Here is a 15,316-nt window from a genome sequence, read left to right as displayed (position 1 = left end):
CTGCGGTTTACGCGGCGCGTTTCAGCGCGGCGGCCTCGGGCAGCGTGATCGTCACCATATGTTCGGTGTCATGCGCGCCCTCGAAGTGGGCGTCTTTGGTAAAGTGGGGCGCATCGGAAAGATCGCCGCCGATGTGGTTCGCAAAGCTGCGGAACAGCCCCCAAGAGGCGTCGTTGTCGCGGGTGATCGTGGTTTTGAGGGTCTTGGCGTCCTCGGTCTCATCCCGGTTCACCAGTTCCATCAGCATGGTTTTACCCAGCCCAAGGCCACGGGCTTTGGGGCTGACGGCGACCTGCCAGACAAAGAAAGCATCTTGGGCAGGGATCATATGGCCGGAGATCCAGCCCACGATATCACCGTCCAACTCGGCCACTACGCAGGTGTCGCGGAAGTGGTCGGCTTGGATCAGGTTCGCATAGAGCGAATTTTCGTCGAGCGGCTTACAGTCGCGAATCAACCGCCAGATGGCGGCTCCGTCCTCGGCATTGGGCTTGCGCAGCTTGGGTGTGCGGGCTTTTTTCATGTCGAGTTTATTCTGCATCCGTTCGTGGCTCCCTGATTGTTTCGATAGGCTAAATAAGTCATGCACGGTAATACTTCAACAATCAAAGCAAATTACTTCAAAATGCGCTTATAGCGTGCTTTAAGCGCCATAGAACTGTGCATATTTGTTTCGTTTTCCGAATGAAATTAGGCGGCTTCGCTTAGCTATACTAAGCGATCAGGCGGGTTTTGAGCGATTGCTGAGAATGCCGCCAATGTGCAATGATGCACCATGACGCAGAAACATCCCGACCGGGTCGACGAAAGTCTGATCGCTTTGCGCCGCATTTTGCGGGCCACCGAACTCTATGCGCGCGATCTGGCGCAGGCCGCGGGGGTGACCCCTGCGCAGCTGCGCGTTTTGCAGATCGTGGGAGAGAAGAAAGACCCGACGGCCAAGACCCTCGCCAATCAGATGGGGGTGAGCCAAGCCACCGTGACCGCCTTGGTCGACAAGCTGGTGGCGCGCAGCTTGGTCTCGCGCCAGCCCTCGGCGCAGGACCGTCGGCAGACCAACATCACCTTGACCACTCAAGGCGAAGATGTGTTGGAGGAAGCCCCCGATGCGCTGCAACAGCGCTACGTCCGGGCCTTTGCGGATCTCGCCGATTGGGAGCAGGCGCAGCTGGTGTCGTCGTTGGAGCGTGTGGCGGCGATGCTGAACGTGGACAGTCTGGATGCCGCGCCGGTTCTCGCGACGGGGGAGTTGCGCACAAGCAAGAAGACCTATTGAGGGCGGTCCCAGACCTCGGCGGCCAAACCCTTTTGCAAATCGCGCCTTTTCTTATATAGAGACCCATCCCTAGCCAGTGAGTCTTTGAAATGTCCGCTTCCGCGCCCATCACCCAAGACGTGATGACCCTTCCCCGTAAGCTGCCCGACGGGCCGATCAACCTTGTCGGCCTGACCCGCGACGCCATGCGCGACGCGCTGATCGCCCATGGCACGCCCGAGAAACAAGCGAAGATGCGTGTGGGGCAGATTTGGCAGTGGATCTACCAGTGGGGCGTTCGGGATTTCGACGCGATGACCAACCTCGCCAAAGGCTACCGCGCTCAATTGGCTGAGAAATTTGTGATCGAAGTGCCCGAGGTGGTGACCCGTGCGGTCAGCGAGGATGGCACCCGCAAATACCTCGTGCGGATCGCGGGCGGTCATGAGGTCGAGGTGGTTTACATCCCCGAAGAGGGGCGCGGCACGCTTTGTGTCTCCAGCCAAGTGGGCTGCACGCTCACCTGCTCCTTCTGCCACACCGGCACGCAGAAGCTGGTCCGCAACCTCACAGCGGGGGAAATCATCGGTCAGGTCATGGTGGCGCGTGACGATCTGGGCGAATGGCCTGAAATCGGCGCGCCAAAGGATGAAACCCGGCTTTTGAGCAATATCGTGCTTATGGGCATGGGCGAGCCGCTGTATAATTTCGAGAACGTGCGCGATGCGATGAAGATCGCGATGGACCCCGAAGGTATCCAGCTCTCGCGCCGCCGCATCACGCTGTCGACCTCCGGCGTCGTGCCCGAGATTCACCGCACCGCCGCCGAGATCGGCTGCCAGTTGGCCGTGTCCTTCCACGCCACCACCGACGAGGTGCGCAACAAGCTGGTGCCGATCAACAAGCGTTGGAACATTGAGGCGCTGCTGGAGGCGCTCAAAGCCTATCCCAAGGTCAGCAATTCCGAGCGGATCACTTTTGAATACGTGATGCTGAAGGACGTGAACGACAGCGACGAGGACGCGCATCGTTTGGTCAAGCTGATCGAGGGCATTCCGGCCAAGATCAACCTCATCCCCTTCAACGAATGGCCCGGCTCGCCCTATGAGCGGTCGTCGAACAACCGCATCCGGGCTTTTGCCAACATCATCTATCAGGCCGGCTATGCCTCGCCGATCCGCACCCCGCGCGGCGAAGACATCATGGCCGCCTGTGGTCAGTTGAAATCGGCAACCGAGCGGGCGCGCAAATCGCGCCGCCAGATCGAGGCCGAGGCGGGGATGGGCGGTTAAGCCAGCCCCGCACGGCCGCGCGCCAGTGCCTCTGCAGTGACACCCTCGGCGGCGATGTCGCCGGGGATTTCCGCGCCCCGCACCAATGCCGCCGCGGCGCGGGCGAGCGCCGGGGCGGTCTGGATGCCATAGCCGCCTTGGCCAGCAAGCCAGAAGAACCCCTCACCCTCAGGATCATAGCCCGCCACCGGATCGCCGTCGGGCAGGAAGCTGCGCAACCCGGCCCAACGGCTTTCGATGCGGGGGCGCTCAAGCTCGAATGCGGTTTCGATCCGGTCGATGCAGATCGCGATATCCAGTTCCTCGGGCTGTGCGTCGCAGGGGGGTGAGGGTGTGGCATCGGCGGGAGAGATCAGTAGTTTGCCTGCATCGGCCTTGAGGTAGAACTGTTCATCAATATCCACCACCATCGGCCAACGGTCCGGCACCATGCCCGCAGGCGGGGCCACCGTCAGCGCGGTGCGGCGTTTGGGGGTGAGGCCCGCAGGTTTCAACCCGGCCAGTGTGGCGATCTCATCCGCCCAAGCCCCTGCGGCATTGACGATCACCGGCGCGTGGAAGGTACCTTGGTTCGTGTCGACCTGCCAGTCACCCTCTTTGCGAAGCGCCTGCACCTCGGCCTTGGTGTGCAAAACGCCGCCCGCTGCGCGGAAAGTCTTGAGGTAGTGCTGATGCAGCCCGTTCACGTCGATATCCGCCGCCGAGGCGTCCCGCAGCCCGCCGGTGGCATAGCCTTTGCGCAGCAACGGCACGTGCGTCTCGACCTCGGCCCCGCTCAGCGGAGTGACATGGGGGCCCAACTCCTCGGCAGTGCGGGCAAGCGATGCTTGCTGGTCCTGCCGCGCGACGAAGACCGCGCCGCGGGGTTCCAACAGCGGATGCGCCAGATGCGGGCTGGCAGGGTCGTGAAAGAACGCCGCAGAGGCACGAGAGAGGGCGCGGATCACCTCCGGCCCATAGGTCACCGTAAACAGCGCGGCAGAGCGGCCCGTGGTGTGATAGCCCGGCTGGCTTTCGCGCTCCAGCAGCAGCACCCGGCGGTCGCTGGCCAGTTCAGCGGCGACTGAAGCGCCCGCAATGCCCGCACCGATCACGATGCAATCAAAACATGTCGTTGAATTGTTCATACTCTGCCCTCTCTGCGCGGAGGCTAGCACTGCCTGCGGCGGGGCAAAAGGGCCGAAGCACCGCCCGCCTCTGTCCCTGCGGGCAATCGGATAAATCCGCCATATTGTTGCAATTGCATGAAATTTTCGCCCGGCGCGGCAAAGCCGTTGACCGAACGCCCCCGCCCGGCGCAGTCTGTCACAAAGGGCGCATGCGGTGATGCCGAACGCGCCCCGACCCACAGGAGTGCTGCCCCATGTCCGAACCGACCCTTTCCAGAACCCTTCCCGCGCTGACGCTGGCCTTTGGCCTGATGGCCTCGGCCTCGGCCTCTGCCGCCGCCGAGCTTGTTATCGGCATGCAGCAGGAACCCACGTCGCTCGATCCCACGGCGGATGCCACCGCCTCCATCGACAGCATGATGACGCAAAACGTCTTCGAATCGCTGACCACCGTGGCCGAGAACGGGGAAGTGCAGCCCAATCTCGCGACGTCTTGGGAGGTGTCGGAAGACGGGCTGACCTATACCTTCACACTGGCCGAAGGCGTGACCTTCCACGACGGCAGCACGCTAGACGCCGAGGATGTCGTCTATTCCTTCGACCGCGCCATGGGTGAAGACAGCGTGAACCCGTCGAAGGACATTTTCGAGCCGATCGAAAGCGTCAAGGCCGTGGATCCCCAAACGGTCGAGATTACGCTCACGAACAAGGATGCCTTTTTCCTGTTCAACATGGGGCAGGGCGACAGCGCCATCGTGGCTTCGGAAAGCGTGGAGACCAACAACGCCAATCCGGTGGGCTCCGGTCCCTTCAAGTTCGACAGCTGGACCCGCGGCGACCGGCTGACGCTGGTCAAGAACCCCGATCACCGCGACGCGGATGACGTGGCGCTCGACAAGGTGGTCTTCCGCTTTATCTCCGACCCCGCAGCCGCCACTGCGGCGATGATGGCCGAAGAACTGGACGCTTTCCCCGGCTTTCCCGCGCCGGAACTGCTGCCGCAGTTCGAGGCCGACCCGCGCTTCCGCGTCAACGTCGGCTCGACCGAGGGCGAGGTGATCCTTGCCATGAACAACGCCAAGCCGCCCTTCGACAATGTCGAGGTGCGCCGCGCCGTGGCCACCGCCATCGACCGGGACGAGATCATCGAGGGCGCGATGTACGGCCAAGCCGTGCCGATCGGCAGCTTCTACCCGCCACATGGCACCGCCTATGTCGACCTGACGGACGCCTATCCGCATGACAGCACCAAGGCCGAGGAGATGTTCGAGGCGGCGGGGGTTGCGGGGGCCACCATGACCCTGCGCGTGCCGCCGTTCCCTTACGCCACTCGCTCGGCCGAAATCATCCAGAACCAGCTGTCGGAGGCCGGGATCGACGCCAAGGTCGAGAATGTCGAATGGGGCTTCTGGATCGATGAGGTCTACAAGAAGAAGAACTACGACATGACCATCATCGCCCACACCAGCCCCAACGACATGGGCAATTTCGCCCGCGGCCCGGATTATTTCTACGGCTACGACAATGCCGAGATGACCGCCCTGTGGGAGAAGATCCAAACTGAGGTCGACGCCGAGGCGCGCAATGAACTGCTCAAGCAGGGCCAGCAGATGCTGTCCGACCAGTCGGTGCATGGCTTCCTGTTCCAGCTGCCTCTCTTGGGCGTCTTCCGCCAAGAGGTCGAAGGCTACTGGTCCTCTTCGCCCGTGCTCTACATGCCGCTGAAGAACGTGCGCATCGCCGACTAATCTGAAACGGCCGCGGTGCCCCCGGCGCCGCGGTTCTTGGACCTGACTTCGTGGCCTATTTCCTCTTCCGCCGCACGCTCGGTTTCGTGCTGACCCTGCTCGCCGTCTCGCTCGTCGTCTTTGCCGTGATGAACGTGCTGCCGGGCGATCCGGCGCTGACCATTCTTGGCATGGACGCCAGCGAGGATGCCATCGCGGCGCTGCGTGAACAGCTGGGGCTGAACGAGCCGCTGGTGACCCGCTATGTTTCGTGGGTCTGGAACGCGGTGCAGGGGGACTTTGGCCTCAGCCATTCCTTTCGCGTGCCGGTTTCGGAACTCATTGCCGAACGACTGCCGATGACGATCTCTCTCGCCGTGGCGGGGATGCTTGTAACGCTGGTGCTGGCGCTGGGCCTTGGCATCACGGCGGCGGCGCAGCATGGGCGCGCGGGCGACTGGGGGGTGATGTTTCTCAGTCAGCTCGGCATCGCGGTGCCGGCCTTCTGGCTGTCGATCCTGCTCGTGATGTTTTTTGCCGTGAAGCTGCGCTGGCTGCCGCCGGGGGGCTTTGCGGGCTGGGACGATCCGGGGGCGGCGCTGCGCTCGCTCATCCTGCCCACGGTGGCGCTGGCGCTGGTGCAATCGGCGGTGCTGGCGCGGGTCACGCGCTCCTCGGCGCTGGAGGTGATGCGGCAGGACTTCGTGCGCACCGCCCGCGCCAGCGGGCTGTCTCGACAACGGGTTCTTTGGCGGCATGTGCTGCCCAATGCGCTGGTGCCGATCGTGACCATCGTCGGCATGCAGTTCGCCGCATTGGTGACCGGGACCATCGTGATCGAGAATGTCTTTTACCTGCCGGGGCTGGGGCGGCTGATCTTTCAGTCCATCGCCAACCGTGACCTGCCCACGGTGCAGGCGCTGGTGATGCTGTTCGCCGCCATCGTGGTGACGGCGAATTTCGTGGTCGATCTGCTCTACGTCGTCATCGACCCCCGGCTGAAGGCGCGGGCATGAGGCAGCTTCCGGCGAACTTCCTGCTGGGTGCGCTGCTGGTGAGCCTCGTCGTCGGGGTGGCGGCGCTGTCGCTTGTCTGGACCCCGCATGACCCGCAGGCGATGTCGATCGGCACCAAGTTCGCGCCGCCTTCTGCGGCGCATTGGCTCGGCACCGACCAGTTGGGCCGAGACGTGGTGGCGCAGCTGATGGCGGCGGCGCGCAACTCGATGACCGTGGCGCTGGTGGCGGTGCTCTTGGGCGGCAGCATCGGCGTGGGGCTGGGGCTTCTGGCCTCCGCGCTTGGCGGCTGGGTCGAGGATGCGGTGATGCGGCTCGCCGACTTGGGCTTTGCCTTTCCAGCGCTGTTGTTCGCGATCATGCTGGCGGCGGTCTTCGGGCCGTCGCTGACCAACGCGGTACTGGCGATCTCCTTCATCAACATTCCCATTTTCGCCCGCGTCACCCGCGCCTCGGCGAACCAGATCTGGACGCGCGACTATGTCGCCGCCGCGCGGGCCGCCGGGCGCGGGCGCTTCGCGATCAGCCGGGATCACATCCTGCCCAATATCGCCGCGGCGGTGATCGTGCAGGCCACCATTGAGTTCGCGGTGGCGATCCTCGCCGAAGCGGCGCTGAGCTATCTCGGCCTCGGCGCGCAGCCGCCCGCCTCGAGCTGGGGGCGAATGCTGTCGGAGGCGCAGACGCTGATGTATCTCGCCCCGCAACTGGCGATCTATCCGGGTCTGTGCATCGTGGTGGCCGTGCTGGGCTTCGGCCTGCTGGGCGACGGGCTGCGCGACATCACCGATCCCCGACTGGTGCGTGCGCGATGATTGAGCTTAGCAATCTTTCGATCCATTTCGGCACTGCCGCCGCCCTGCGCGACGCCAATCTGGTGATTGAGCGCGGCGACCGTTTGGGGGTCGTCGGCGAAAGCGGTTCGGGCAAGACGCTGCTGGCGCTCTGTTTGATGGGCATGGCCCCCGAAAGCGCGCGGTTGACCGGGGAGCTACGCATCGACGGGCAGGGCATGGCCGCCGCGTCTGAGCGCGATTGGCAGAGGCTGCGCAGCCGCCGCGTGGCGATGGTGTTTCAGGAACCGATGGCCGCGCTTAACCCGCTGCGGCGGGTGGGCGACACGGTGATGGAGCCGATGTTGCTGCATGACGGGCTGACACGCAGCGCTGCCCGTGCCCGCGCCCTGAGCCTGTTCGAAGAGGTGGGTATTCCCGATCCCGACCGTCGCCTGCGGCAGTTCCCGCATGAGATGTCGGGCGGCCAGCGCCAGCGGGTGCTGATCGCGCTGGCGCTGGCCTGCAACCCGATGCTGCTGATCGCCGATGAGCCGACAACCGCGCTTGACGCCAATGTGGCGCTGCGGATCACCGACCTGCTGCAACGGCTCGCGCGGGAGCGGCAGATGGCGCTGGTTTTCATCAGCCATGACCTCGCCGCTGTGGCGCGGGCGACCGAGGACATCGTGGTGATGTATGCGGGCGATATGGTCGAGCGGGGCCGCACGGCAGAGGTGCTGGGCAGGCCTGCGCATCCCTATACCAAGGGGCTCTTGGGCGCGCGGCCCGATCCGGGCGTGGCGGGGCGGGATGCCCAAGGAAAACGGCGCAGGCTGCCGACTATTCCGGGCGCGGTCCCGCCGCTGCATGGGCTGCCGCAGGGCTGCCGCTTTGCGGGGCGCTGCCCGGTGGAACTGCCTCACTGCGCCGCGCAGCGCCCAGACTTTGTGCAGACCGACGCGGGCCGTGCCGCCACCTGTCACCTGCTGACGGAGGGGCGCCATGACTGACGCGCCGCTTTTAGAGGTCCGCAACCTGACCCGCCGCTACAAACTGCCGCGCCAAAGTCTGCTGCGTGCCCCGCCGGTGCTGACGGCTTTGGAAAACGCCTCCTTCTCGTTGCACGCGGGCGAGACCTTGGGCGTGGTCGGGGAAAGCGGTTCGGGCAAATCCACATTGGCGCGGCTGATCATGGCGTTTGAGCGTCCGGACGCGGGCGCGGTGCTGTTTCGGGGGCGCGATCTGCATGGGCTCGGGGGGCAAGAATTGCGCAGCCTGCGGCGCGATTTTCAGATGGTGTTCCAAGACCCTTTCGGCTCGCTCAACCCGCGCCGCCGTATCGGCTGGTCCATCGCCGAGCCGTTGCGCGCCAATGGTGAGACCGAGGATATCCCCCATCGCATCGCCGAAGCCTTGGAGCAGGTCGGGCTGCATGCCGCGGACGCGGGCAAATATCCGCATGAGTTCTCGGGCGGGCAGCGCCAGCGCATCGCCATCGCGCGGGCCATCGTCACCCGCCCCGCGCTCTTGGTCGCGGATGAGGCGGTCTCGGCCCTTGATGTCTCGGTTCAGGCGCAAATTCTGAACCTTTTGATGGACCTGCAGGATGATCTGGGCCTCGGCATGGTCTTTATCAGCCATGACCTTGCGGTGGTCGGATCGATCTGCGACCGGGTGCTGGTGCTGCAGCATGGCAAGACCTTGGAAAGCGGTGCGGCGGCAGATGTGTTGCGCAGCCCCGAGCACCCTTATACGAAAACCCTGCTGACAGCCGCAGGAGTACGCCCATGACCCGTTTCGTCCACCTGACCGACCTGCATATCTCGCATCCCGATCTGAACGATCCGCATCTGCATAGTGATACGCCTGCCACCCTGCGCCGCGTGGTGGAGGTGATCAACGCGATGGAGCCCCAGCCCGATTTCGTGGTGGCCAGCGGCGATCTGACCAATCACGGCGACCAGCAAAGCTATGCCCTTGTGCGCGAGATCATGGAGCCGCTGAAAGCGCCGCTGGTCATGGCCCTCGGCAACCACGACAAACGCGATGGGTTCAACGCGGTCTTTGCGCCGGGGCTGGCCGATGCGCCCTATTTCCATGACGCGCCGCAGGGCGATCTACATGCCATCACGTTGGACAGCAGCGTGCCGGGCAAGGTGGCCGGGGCGCTGGACGACGCGCAGTTCGAGTTTCTGGAAGCCGCACTTGAGCGCTATGGCGATCTGGCGAAACTCTTGGTGATCCACCACCCGCCGCGCATTGATCCCGCGGCCCTCGCATGGGGCAGTCTGGACGCAGCGAGCAGTGCGCGTTTGGCCGAGATGTTGAAGGGGCAGCGCGTGGCGGGCATCCTCTCGGGCCATGTGCATGTGAACCGGGTGAGCCATTGGCACGGCATTCCGGTAGTCATTTCCAACGGGCTGCATTCGACCATCGACCTGACCGAAACCCGCGACCTGCGTATCGTGGAGGGCACTGGATTCGGCCTTTGCGAATGGCACCCCAGCGGCTTGAGCGTTTCCTTTGCCCCGCTTGACCCGACGGCGTCTGAATTGGCGCGGATCGACCGGGCGCAGCTAAAATCCTTTGAGTAGAATGACATCCACCCCCGTTGGTCGCAGCCTCGCGCCCTGCGCCGCGGTGTAGTAAAAAAATTATTGTTGACCCTCAACCTTTTTAATTTCACACAGCGAGACATGAAAAGGCTATACCCGGTATGAGATCGGGCCGCTGTTCACGGGGAGGGTGAATTTGCTGACTGCCAATGGCGACAGTGTATCGACGCTTGGCGCGCGCATGCGCAAGCAGCGTCATCGTTTGTCCCTGACTCTACAGCAGTTGGGCGAAGCCTCTGGCGTGTCGGTCGGGTATCTGAGCCAGGTGGAGCGGGGCCGGGCCACGCCGTCGCTGGGCACCCTGTCGCAGATCGCCGTGGCGCTTCAGGTCGATGTCAGTTTTTTCATCCATACGCCCAAGACCCAAGACAGCCTGACCCGTGCCGCCGAGCGTCCGCGCTTTGCCGTTTCGGGCTCATCCATCGAATATGAAAAGATCGGTGCGGATTTCCCGGGCCATGAGCTGTCCTCCTACATCATGAACGTGCCGCCGGGCTATGCCTCGGAAGAGGTCGTGCATGAGGGCGAAGAGGTGATCTATATCCTTGAGGGAGAGATCGCGCAGGTCGTCGATGGGGGGGAGCATATCATGCGGCCCGGCGACAGCCTGCATTACCTCGGCAGCAGCCCGCATTCGTGGTCCAACAAGACCGACAAGCCCGCCCGCGTGCTTTGGGTGGGGCGGATGCAATATGAACAGGCTGCTGGCGCCAATAGAATACGTCCGAATGAAGGGGCAGTCGCCACCGCATTCGCGTCGTCTCGCCCGTAAGGGCGTATCACCTGCGGCGGATACCCCGCTGCCAAGAAACAAACCAACCAGGAGAGAGAATATTATGTCTTTTACAACGAAATTGGCCACCGGTGCCATGCTGGCGGCCCTTGGAGCCTCGGCGGTATCGGCCCAATCGCTGGTCTATTGCTCCGAAGGCTCGCCCGAGGGTTTTGACCCTGCGCTGTACACAGCCGGCACCACATTCGACGCTTCCAGCCACCCGATCTACAACCGTCTGGCCGAGTTCAAAGTCGGCACGACCGAAGTCGTGCCCGCGCTGGCCGAAAGCTGGGAAGTCAGCGAAGACGGCATGACCGTGACCTTCAAGCTGCGCAAAGGTGTGAAATTCCACTCCAACGACCAGTTCACGCCGACACGCGACTTTAACGCCGACGACGTAATCTTCAGCTTTGACCGTCAGGGCAACGAAGAGAACCCCTATCACACCGTCTCTGGCGGCACATGGGAATACTACGGCGGCATGTCCATGCCCGACCTGATCGAAAGCATTGAGAAGGTCGACGATTACACCGTGGCCTTCAACCTGACCCGTCCCGAAGCGCCCTTTATCGCCAACATGGCGATGGACTTTGCCTCGATCGTGTCCAAGGAATATGCCGACGCGATGATGGAAGCCGGCACGCCTGAAATGGTGAACCAAGCGCCCATCGGCACCGGCCCGTTCAAATTCCAAGCTTATCAGAAAGACGCGGTCATCCGTTACCTGCGTAACGACGACTACTGGGGCGATGCGGCCAAGGTTGAAAGCCTGATCTTCGCGATCACGCCTGACGCCTCCGTGCGCTACCAGAAGGTGCAGGCGGGTGAGTGCCACGTGATGGCATATCCGAACCCTGCCGATGTTCAGGCGATGAAAGACGCTGAAGACATCGTCGTGATGGAGCAAGAAGGTCTGAACGTGGGCTATCTGGCCTATAACACGCAGGTCGCGCCCTTCGACAACGCCAAGGTCCGCAAGGCCCTGAACATGGCGATCGACAAGCAGGCGATCATCGACGTGGTGTTCCAAGGGTCCGGCGAAATCGCCAAGAACCCGCTGCCGCCGACCATGTGGTCCTACAACGACGCCATCGAAGACGACAACTATGACCCCGAGGCCGCCAAGGCGATGCTCGAGGAAGAGGGCGTCAGCGATCTGTCGATGAAGATCTGGGCGATGCCGGTTCAGCGTCCCTACAACCCCAATGCCCGCCGTATGGCCGAGCTGATGCAGGAAGACTTCTCCAAGGTTGGCGTCGATGTCGAAATCGTCTCCTACGAATGGGGTGAGTATCTGGAGCGCTCCAAGTCCAAGGACCGTGACGGTGCTGTGCTGCTGGGTTGGACCGGCGACAACGGTGACCCAGACAACTTCCTCGCGGTTCTGCTGGGCTGTGACGGTGTCGAGAAATCCAACCGCGCCCAGTGGTGCAACGAGGAATTCGACGCGCTGATCCAGAAAGCCAAGGTTCTGCCGACCCAAGAAGAGCGTGCGCCGCTTTACGAAGAAGCGCAGGAAATCTTCAAGGATCAAGCGCCTTGGGCCACCATCGCGCATTCGGTCGTCTATATGACCATGCGCCCCGAAGTTGAAAACTATGTCGTGCACCCGCTGGGTGGCCACATCTTCAACCAAGTTGGCCTGAAGCAGTAACCCTGCCGCTTTGACCAAAGGGGGCGGCATCCTGTGCCGTCCCCATTTTATTAACCTCGCCAGCCCGAAAGCCAGCCCATGTCCCCTTCGCTGAATGATCGCCTGTCGGCCTATGCCGATATCGCCGCCGACCTATCGGTCGATGCCGTGGCGCTGGTGCCCGGCCCGAATTTCACCCGCGCCGTCGACCATGCCTTCATGAGCCACGAACGCCCCTTTGTTCTGGTGATCCCCGCCCGCGGCCCCGCTGCCGCCTTGGTGCCGAACCTTGAATTGGGCAGTTGGGAGTTGGTCGGTTTCGACGGGGCCGTTTTCGATTGGCGCGACCAGACGGGCTATGACGATGCCTTCGCCGCGCTGATGCAACATTTGAACATCACCTCGCTTGCCGTTGAAGGCCAAGTGATGCGCGTCTTCGTGCATCACGCGCTGAAGAAAGCGCAGCCCGATCTGCGGATCATCGACGCCGAGCGCGAGATCTCCGCCCCCCGCATGATCAAGACCGAGGCCGAGGTCGCAGCCCTGCAAAAAGCCATCGACATTTCCGAACGCGCCCTGCGCGCCACGCTGAATAGCGTGAAGCTCGGCCAGACCGAGAAAGAGATCGAGCAGAAGCTGGTGCAGATGGTCTTTGCCGAAGGGGCCGACGATCTGTCCTTCGCCCCCATCGTCGCCGCCGGTGACGGCTCGGCCCGCCCGCATGCCAAGGCGCGTGAGGATTACCGCGTCAAAGCAGGCGATGCGCTGCTGATCGACTTCGGCGCGCGGAAGGACGGCTTTGCCGCCGACATCACCCGCACCGTTTTCCTTACCCATGTCAGCGACGAGGGGCGCGCCGTGTACGACACCGTGCTGCGCGCCAACCTTGCCGGGTTGGAGGCCACCCGCGCAGGCGTCACCGCGCATGAGATCGACGATGTGGTGACCGGCGTGCTCGAAGCCTCTCCTTTTGCCGACCGCATCCGCACCAAGACCGGCCACGGTCTGGGCCGCGATGTGCATGAAGCGCCCTATATCATGCGCGGCAACCACATGACTTTACCCGCCGGAACGGTGTACACCAACGAACCCGGTCTCTATGAGATCGGCAACTTTGGGGTGCGCATCGAAGATGACGTGCTGATTACCGAAGATGGCTACAAATCCCTGACCAACTTTCCGAAGGAACTGATGGTGCTCCCGTGCTGAAATATGTCTTGTCGCGCCTTGCGACCTTCATCCCCACCTTTATCGGCGTCACGCTGATATCATTCGCCTTCATCCGCTTGCTGCCCGGCGACCCGATCGTCGTCATGGCCGGTGAGCGCGGCATTTCCGAAGAACGCTATCTCGAACTGCAACAGCAGTTCGGCTTTGACCGGCCGATCTATGTGCAGTTCTGGGATTACTTCACCGGCGTGATACAGGGAGATTTGGGCACGTCCTTCGTAACCAAACGCCCGGTCTGGGATGAGTTCTTCTCGCTCTTCCCCGCCACGCTGGAGCTGTCGCTCTGCGCGATGATCTTCGCCGTGGCCTTGGGCCTGCCCGCAGGGGTGATCGCGGCGGTGAACCGGGGCAAGTTCTTTGACCGGGCGCTGATGTCGACCGCGCTGGTGGGCTATTCGATGCCGATCTTCTGGTGGGCCTTGCTGCTGATCATCGTCTTTTCCGGTAACTTGGGTTGGACGCCAGTCTCGGGCCGGATCGACCTACTTTATTACTTCCCCAACGCCACCGGCTTCATGCTGATCGACAGCATTGCCTCCGGGCAGGACGGGGCGTTCCTCTCGGCGCTGCGGCACCTGCTGCTGCCGACCATCGTGCTGGGGACGATCCCGCTGGCGGTGATCGCGCGGCAGACCCGTTCGGCGATGCTTGAGGTGCTGGGCGAGGATTACATCCGCACCGCCCGCGCCAAGGGCATGTCGACGGGCCGGATCAACGGCATCCACGCCCTGCGCAACGCGCTTATCCCCGTCATCACCGTGATCGGCCTGTCGGTCGGCACGCTGCTGGCGGGCGCCATTCTGACCGAGACGATCTTTAGCTGGCCGGGCATCGGCAAGTGGATGGTCGACAGCATCTTCCGCCGTGACTACCCGGTGGTTCAGGGTGGCCTTCTGCTCATCGCCGTCATGGTCATGGTCGTGAACCTTACCGTCGACATGCTCTACGGCATCATCAACCCGAAAATCAGGAAACGCTAATGGACGACGCACTCTCTGCCGAAGCCGAAATGGTGCACGACCGCCCCGGCCGCTTGCGCGAATTCTGGTTCTATTTCCGTGAAAACCGCGGGGCCGTGATCGGCCTGTGGATCTTTGCCATCTTCGCCGTGCTGGCGCTGTTCGGCCCATGGATCGCCCCGCATGACGCAACTCAACAGTTCCGCGCAGCCACGCTACAGCCGCCCGTCTGGCAGGACGGTGGCACTTGGAGCCACATCCTCGGCACCGACCCGCTGGGTCGTGACATGCTCTCGCGGCTGATCGTTGGCGCGCGCTACTCCTTCTTCGTGGGCATCGTGGTGGTGACCATCGCCGCCTCGGGCGGGATCATCATCGGCCTCATTTCGGGCTTTGCGCCCAAGTGGGTCGACACGATCATCATGCGGATCATGGACATCATCTTGGCCTTCCCGTCGCTCTTGCTGGCTTTGGTGCTGGTGGCAATCCTTGGGCCGTCCCTCACCAACGCGATGATCGCCATCGCCATCGTGCTACAGCCGCATTACGTGCGCCTGACCCGCGCCAGCGTGATCTCTGAGCGCCAGAAGGACTACGTCACATCGGCCCGCGTCGTGGGGGCAGGCACGCTGCGGCTTATGGTCGTGACCGTGCTGCCGAACTGCCTTGCGCCGATCATCGTGCAGGCCGCGCTGTCGTTTTCGACCGCGATCCTCGATGCGGCGGCCTTGGGCTTCCTCGGGATGGGCGCACAGCCGCCGACCCCCGAATGGGGCACCATGCTGGCCGAAGCGCGCGAGTTCATCCTGCGCGCATGGTGGGTCGTGACCTTCCCCGGGCTTGCGATCCTCGTCACGGTGCTGGCGATCAACCTCATGGGCGACGGTCTGCGCGACGCCCTCGATCCGAAACTGAAGCGGAGCTGATTG

15 protein-coding genes are annotated in these 15,316 nt (G+C 63.2%); 13 read left to right on the top strand and 2 right to left on the bottom strand.

Going from position 1 to position 15,316, the window contains the following annotated elements; all coding sequences use genetic code 11:
- Positions 1 to 7: 7 nt before the first annotated feature.
- Positions 8 to 541 (bottom strand): diaminobutyrate acetyltransferase, encoded by a 534-nt coding sequence (ectA, locus tag ACGYLA_RS01450; protein WP_067261582.1) that lies wholly within the window; start codon positions 539 to 541, stop codon positions 8 to 10.
- 234 nt (positions 542 to 775) lie between these two features.
- Here ectA and ACGYLA_RS01445 point away from each other — a divergent pair, with 234 nt between their 5' ends.
- Entirely contained in the window at positions 776 to 1,276 is a 501-nt protein-coding gene (locus ACGYLA_RS01445) for a MarR family winged helix-turn-helix transcriptional regulator (protein ID WP_271688566.1), read from the top strand.
- An 89-nt stretch (positions 1,277 to 1,365) separates the two neighbouring features.
- Positions 1,366 to 2,547, top strand: a complete 1,182-nt coding sequence (gene rlmN / locus ACGYLA_RS01440) for a 23S rRNA (adenine(2503)-C(2))-methyltransferase RlmN (RefSeq protein ID WP_394429723.1) — start codon at positions 1,366 to 1,368, stop codon at positions 2,545 to 2,547.
- Here rlmN and ACGYLA_RS01435 read toward each other — a convergent pair.
- Complete coding sequence (locus ACGYLA_RS01435; protein ID WP_394429721.1) at positions 2,544 to 3,674, bottom strand: NAD(P)/FAD-dependent oxidoreductase; 1,131 nt, start codon at positions 3,672 to 3,674, stop codon at positions 2,544 to 2,546. The genes rlmN and ACGYLA_RS01435 overlap by 4 nt on opposite strands.
- A gap of 236 nt (positions 3,675 to 3,910) precedes the next feature.
- Here ACGYLA_RS01435 and ACGYLA_RS01430 point away from each other — a divergent pair, with 236 nt between their 5' ends.
- The 11 genes from ACGYLA_RS01430 (at position 3,911) to ACGYLA_RS01380 (ending at position 15,313) form a co-directional block, all read left to right on the top strand.
- The gene (locus ACGYLA_RS01430; protein ID WP_394429719.1) at positions 3,911 to 5,404 is read left to right on the top strand and encodes an ABC transporter substrate-binding protein; all 1,494 of its coding nucleotides are present in this window, start codon (positions 3,911 to 3,913) and stop codon (positions 5,402 to 5,404) included.
- Positions 5,405 to 5,454: 50 nt separating this feature from the next.
- Complete coding sequence (locus tag ACGYLA_RS01425; RefSeq protein ID WP_394429717.1) at positions 5,455 to 6,399, top strand: ABC transporter permease; 945 nt, start codon at positions 5,455 to 5,457, stop codon at positions 6,397 to 6,399.
- A complete protein-coding gene (locus ACGYLA_RS01420) occupies positions 6,396 to 7,214 on the top strand; it encodes an ABC transporter permease (RefSeq protein WP_394429715.1) in 819 nt (272 codons plus the stop codon). The genes ACGYLA_RS01425 and ACGYLA_RS01420 overlap by 4 nt, the downstream gene beginning before the upstream one ends.
- Positions 7,211 to 8,185: an ABC transporter ATP-binding protein gene (locus ACGYLA_RS01415; RefSeq protein ID WP_394429713.1), complete on the top strand. Its 975-nt coding sequence runs from the start codon at positions 7,211 to 7,213 to the stop codon at positions 8,183 to 8,185. Before ACGYLA_RS01420 ends, ACGYLA_RS01415 begins: the two co-directional genes overlap by 4 nt.
- Complete coding sequence (locus ACGYLA_RS01410) at positions 8,178 to 8,966, top strand: ATP-binding cassette domain-containing protein (RefSeq protein WP_394429711.1); 789 nt, start codon at positions 8,178 to 8,180, stop codon at positions 8,964 to 8,966. The genes ACGYLA_RS01415 and ACGYLA_RS01410 overlap by 8 nt, the downstream gene beginning before the upstream one ends.
- Complete coding sequence (locus ACGYLA_RS01405) at positions 8,963 to 9,769, top strand: metallophosphoesterase family protein (protein WP_394429709.1); 807 nt, start codon at positions 8,963 to 8,965, stop codon at positions 9,767 to 9,769. The genes ACGYLA_RS01410 and ACGYLA_RS01405 overlap by 4 nt, the downstream gene beginning before the upstream one ends.
- A gap of 202 nt (positions 9,770 to 9,971) precedes the next feature.
- Positions 9,972 to 10,562, top strand: coding sequence for a helix-turn-helix domain-containing protein (locus ACGYLA_RS01400; RefSeq protein WP_394402040.1), 591 nt, complete (start codon positions 9,972 to 9,974; stop codon positions 10,560 to 10,562).
- A 64-nt stretch (positions 10,563 to 10,626) separates the two neighbouring features.
- Entirely contained in the window at positions 10,627 to 12,219 is a 1,593-nt protein-coding gene (locus ACGYLA_RS01395; RefSeq protein WP_067262570.1) for an ABC transporter substrate-binding protein, read from the top strand.
- A 78-nt stretch (positions 12,220 to 12,297) separates the two neighbouring features.
- Positions 12,298 to 13,407: a M24 family metallopeptidase gene (locus ACGYLA_RS01390; protein WP_394418654.1), complete on the top strand. Its 1,110-nt coding sequence runs from the start codon at positions 12,298 to 12,300 to the stop codon at positions 13,405 to 13,407.
- Positions 13,401 to 14,408: an ABC transporter permease subunit gene (locus ACGYLA_RS01385; protein ID WP_209216797.1), complete on the top strand. Its 1,008-nt coding sequence runs from the start codon at positions 13,401 to 13,403 to the stop codon at positions 14,406 to 14,408. The genes ACGYLA_RS01390 and ACGYLA_RS01385 overlap by 7 nt, the downstream gene beginning before the upstream one ends.
- Positions 14,408 to 15,313: an ABC transporter permease subunit gene (locus tag ACGYLA_RS01380; RefSeq protein ID WP_394429707.1), complete on the top strand. Its 906-nt coding sequence runs from the start codon at positions 14,408 to 14,410 to the stop codon at positions 15,311 to 15,313. Before ACGYLA_RS01385 ends, ACGYLA_RS01380 begins: the two co-directional genes overlap by 1 nt.
- Positions 15,314 to 15,316: the final 3 nt, after the last annotated feature.

It is taken from the genome of Sulfitobacter sp. 1A13679 (genome assembly GCF_043557115.1).
Classification (GTDB): domain Bacteria; phylum Pseudomonadota; class Alphaproteobacteria; order Rhodobacterales; family Rhodobacteraceae; genus Sulfitobacter; species Sulfitobacter faviae.
Note: the sequence above shows the minus strand (reverse complement) of the source record. Positions and strands in the feature narration are given on the sequence as shown.

Coding starts and splice junctions, on each gene's coding strand:
- ACGYLA_RS01430 (WP_394429719.1), top strand. CDS start 3,911: ATGTCCGAACCGACCCTTTCCAGAACCCTTCCCGCGCTGACGCTGGCC.
- ACGYLA_RS01410 (WP_394429711.1), top strand. CDS start 8,178: ATGACTGACGCGCCGCTTTTAGAGGTCCGCAACCTGACCCGCCGCTAC.
- ACGYLA_RS01390 (WP_394418654.1), top strand. CDS start 12,298: ATGTCCCCTTCGCTGAATGATCGCCTGTCGGCCTATGCCGATATCGCC.
- ACGYLA_RS01400 (WP_394402040.1), top strand. CDS start 9,972: ATGCGCAAGCAGCGTCATCGTTTGTCCCTGACTCTACAGCAGTTGGGC.
- ACGYLA_RS01445 (WP_271688566.1), top strand. CDS start 776: ATGACGCAGAAACATCCCGACCGGGTCGACGAAAGTCTGATCGCTTTG.
- ACGYLA_RS01405 (WP_394429709.1), top strand. CDS start 8,963: ATGACCCGTTTCGTCCACCTGACCGACCTGCATATCTCGCATCCCGAT.
- ACGYLA_RS01415 (WP_394429713.1), top strand. CDS start 7,211: ATGATTGAGCTTAGCAATCTTTCGATCCATTTCGGCACTGCCGCCGCC.
- ectA (WP_067261582.1), bottom strand. CDS start 541: ATGCAGAATAAACTCGACATGAAAAAAGCCCGCACACCCAAGCTGCGC.
- ACGYLA_RS01420 (WP_394429715.1), top strand. CDS start 6,396: ATGAGGCAGCTTCCGGCGAACTTCCTGCTGGGTGCGCTGCTGGTGAGC.
- ACGYLA_RS01435 (WP_394429721.1), bottom strand. CDS start 3,674: ATGAACAATTCAACGACATGTTTTGATTGCATCGTGATCGGTGCGGGC.
- ACGYLA_RS01395 (WP_067262570.1), top strand. CDS start 10,627: ATGTCTTTTACAACGAAATTGGCCACCGGTGCCATGCTGGCGGCCCTT.
- rlmN (WP_394429723.1), top strand. CDS start 1,366: ATGTCCGCTTCCGCGCCCATCACCCAAGACGTGATGACCCTTCCCCGT.
- ACGYLA_RS01380 (WP_394429707.1), top strand. CDS start 14,408: ATGGACGACGCACTCTCTGCCGAAGCCGAAATGGTGCACGACCGCCCC.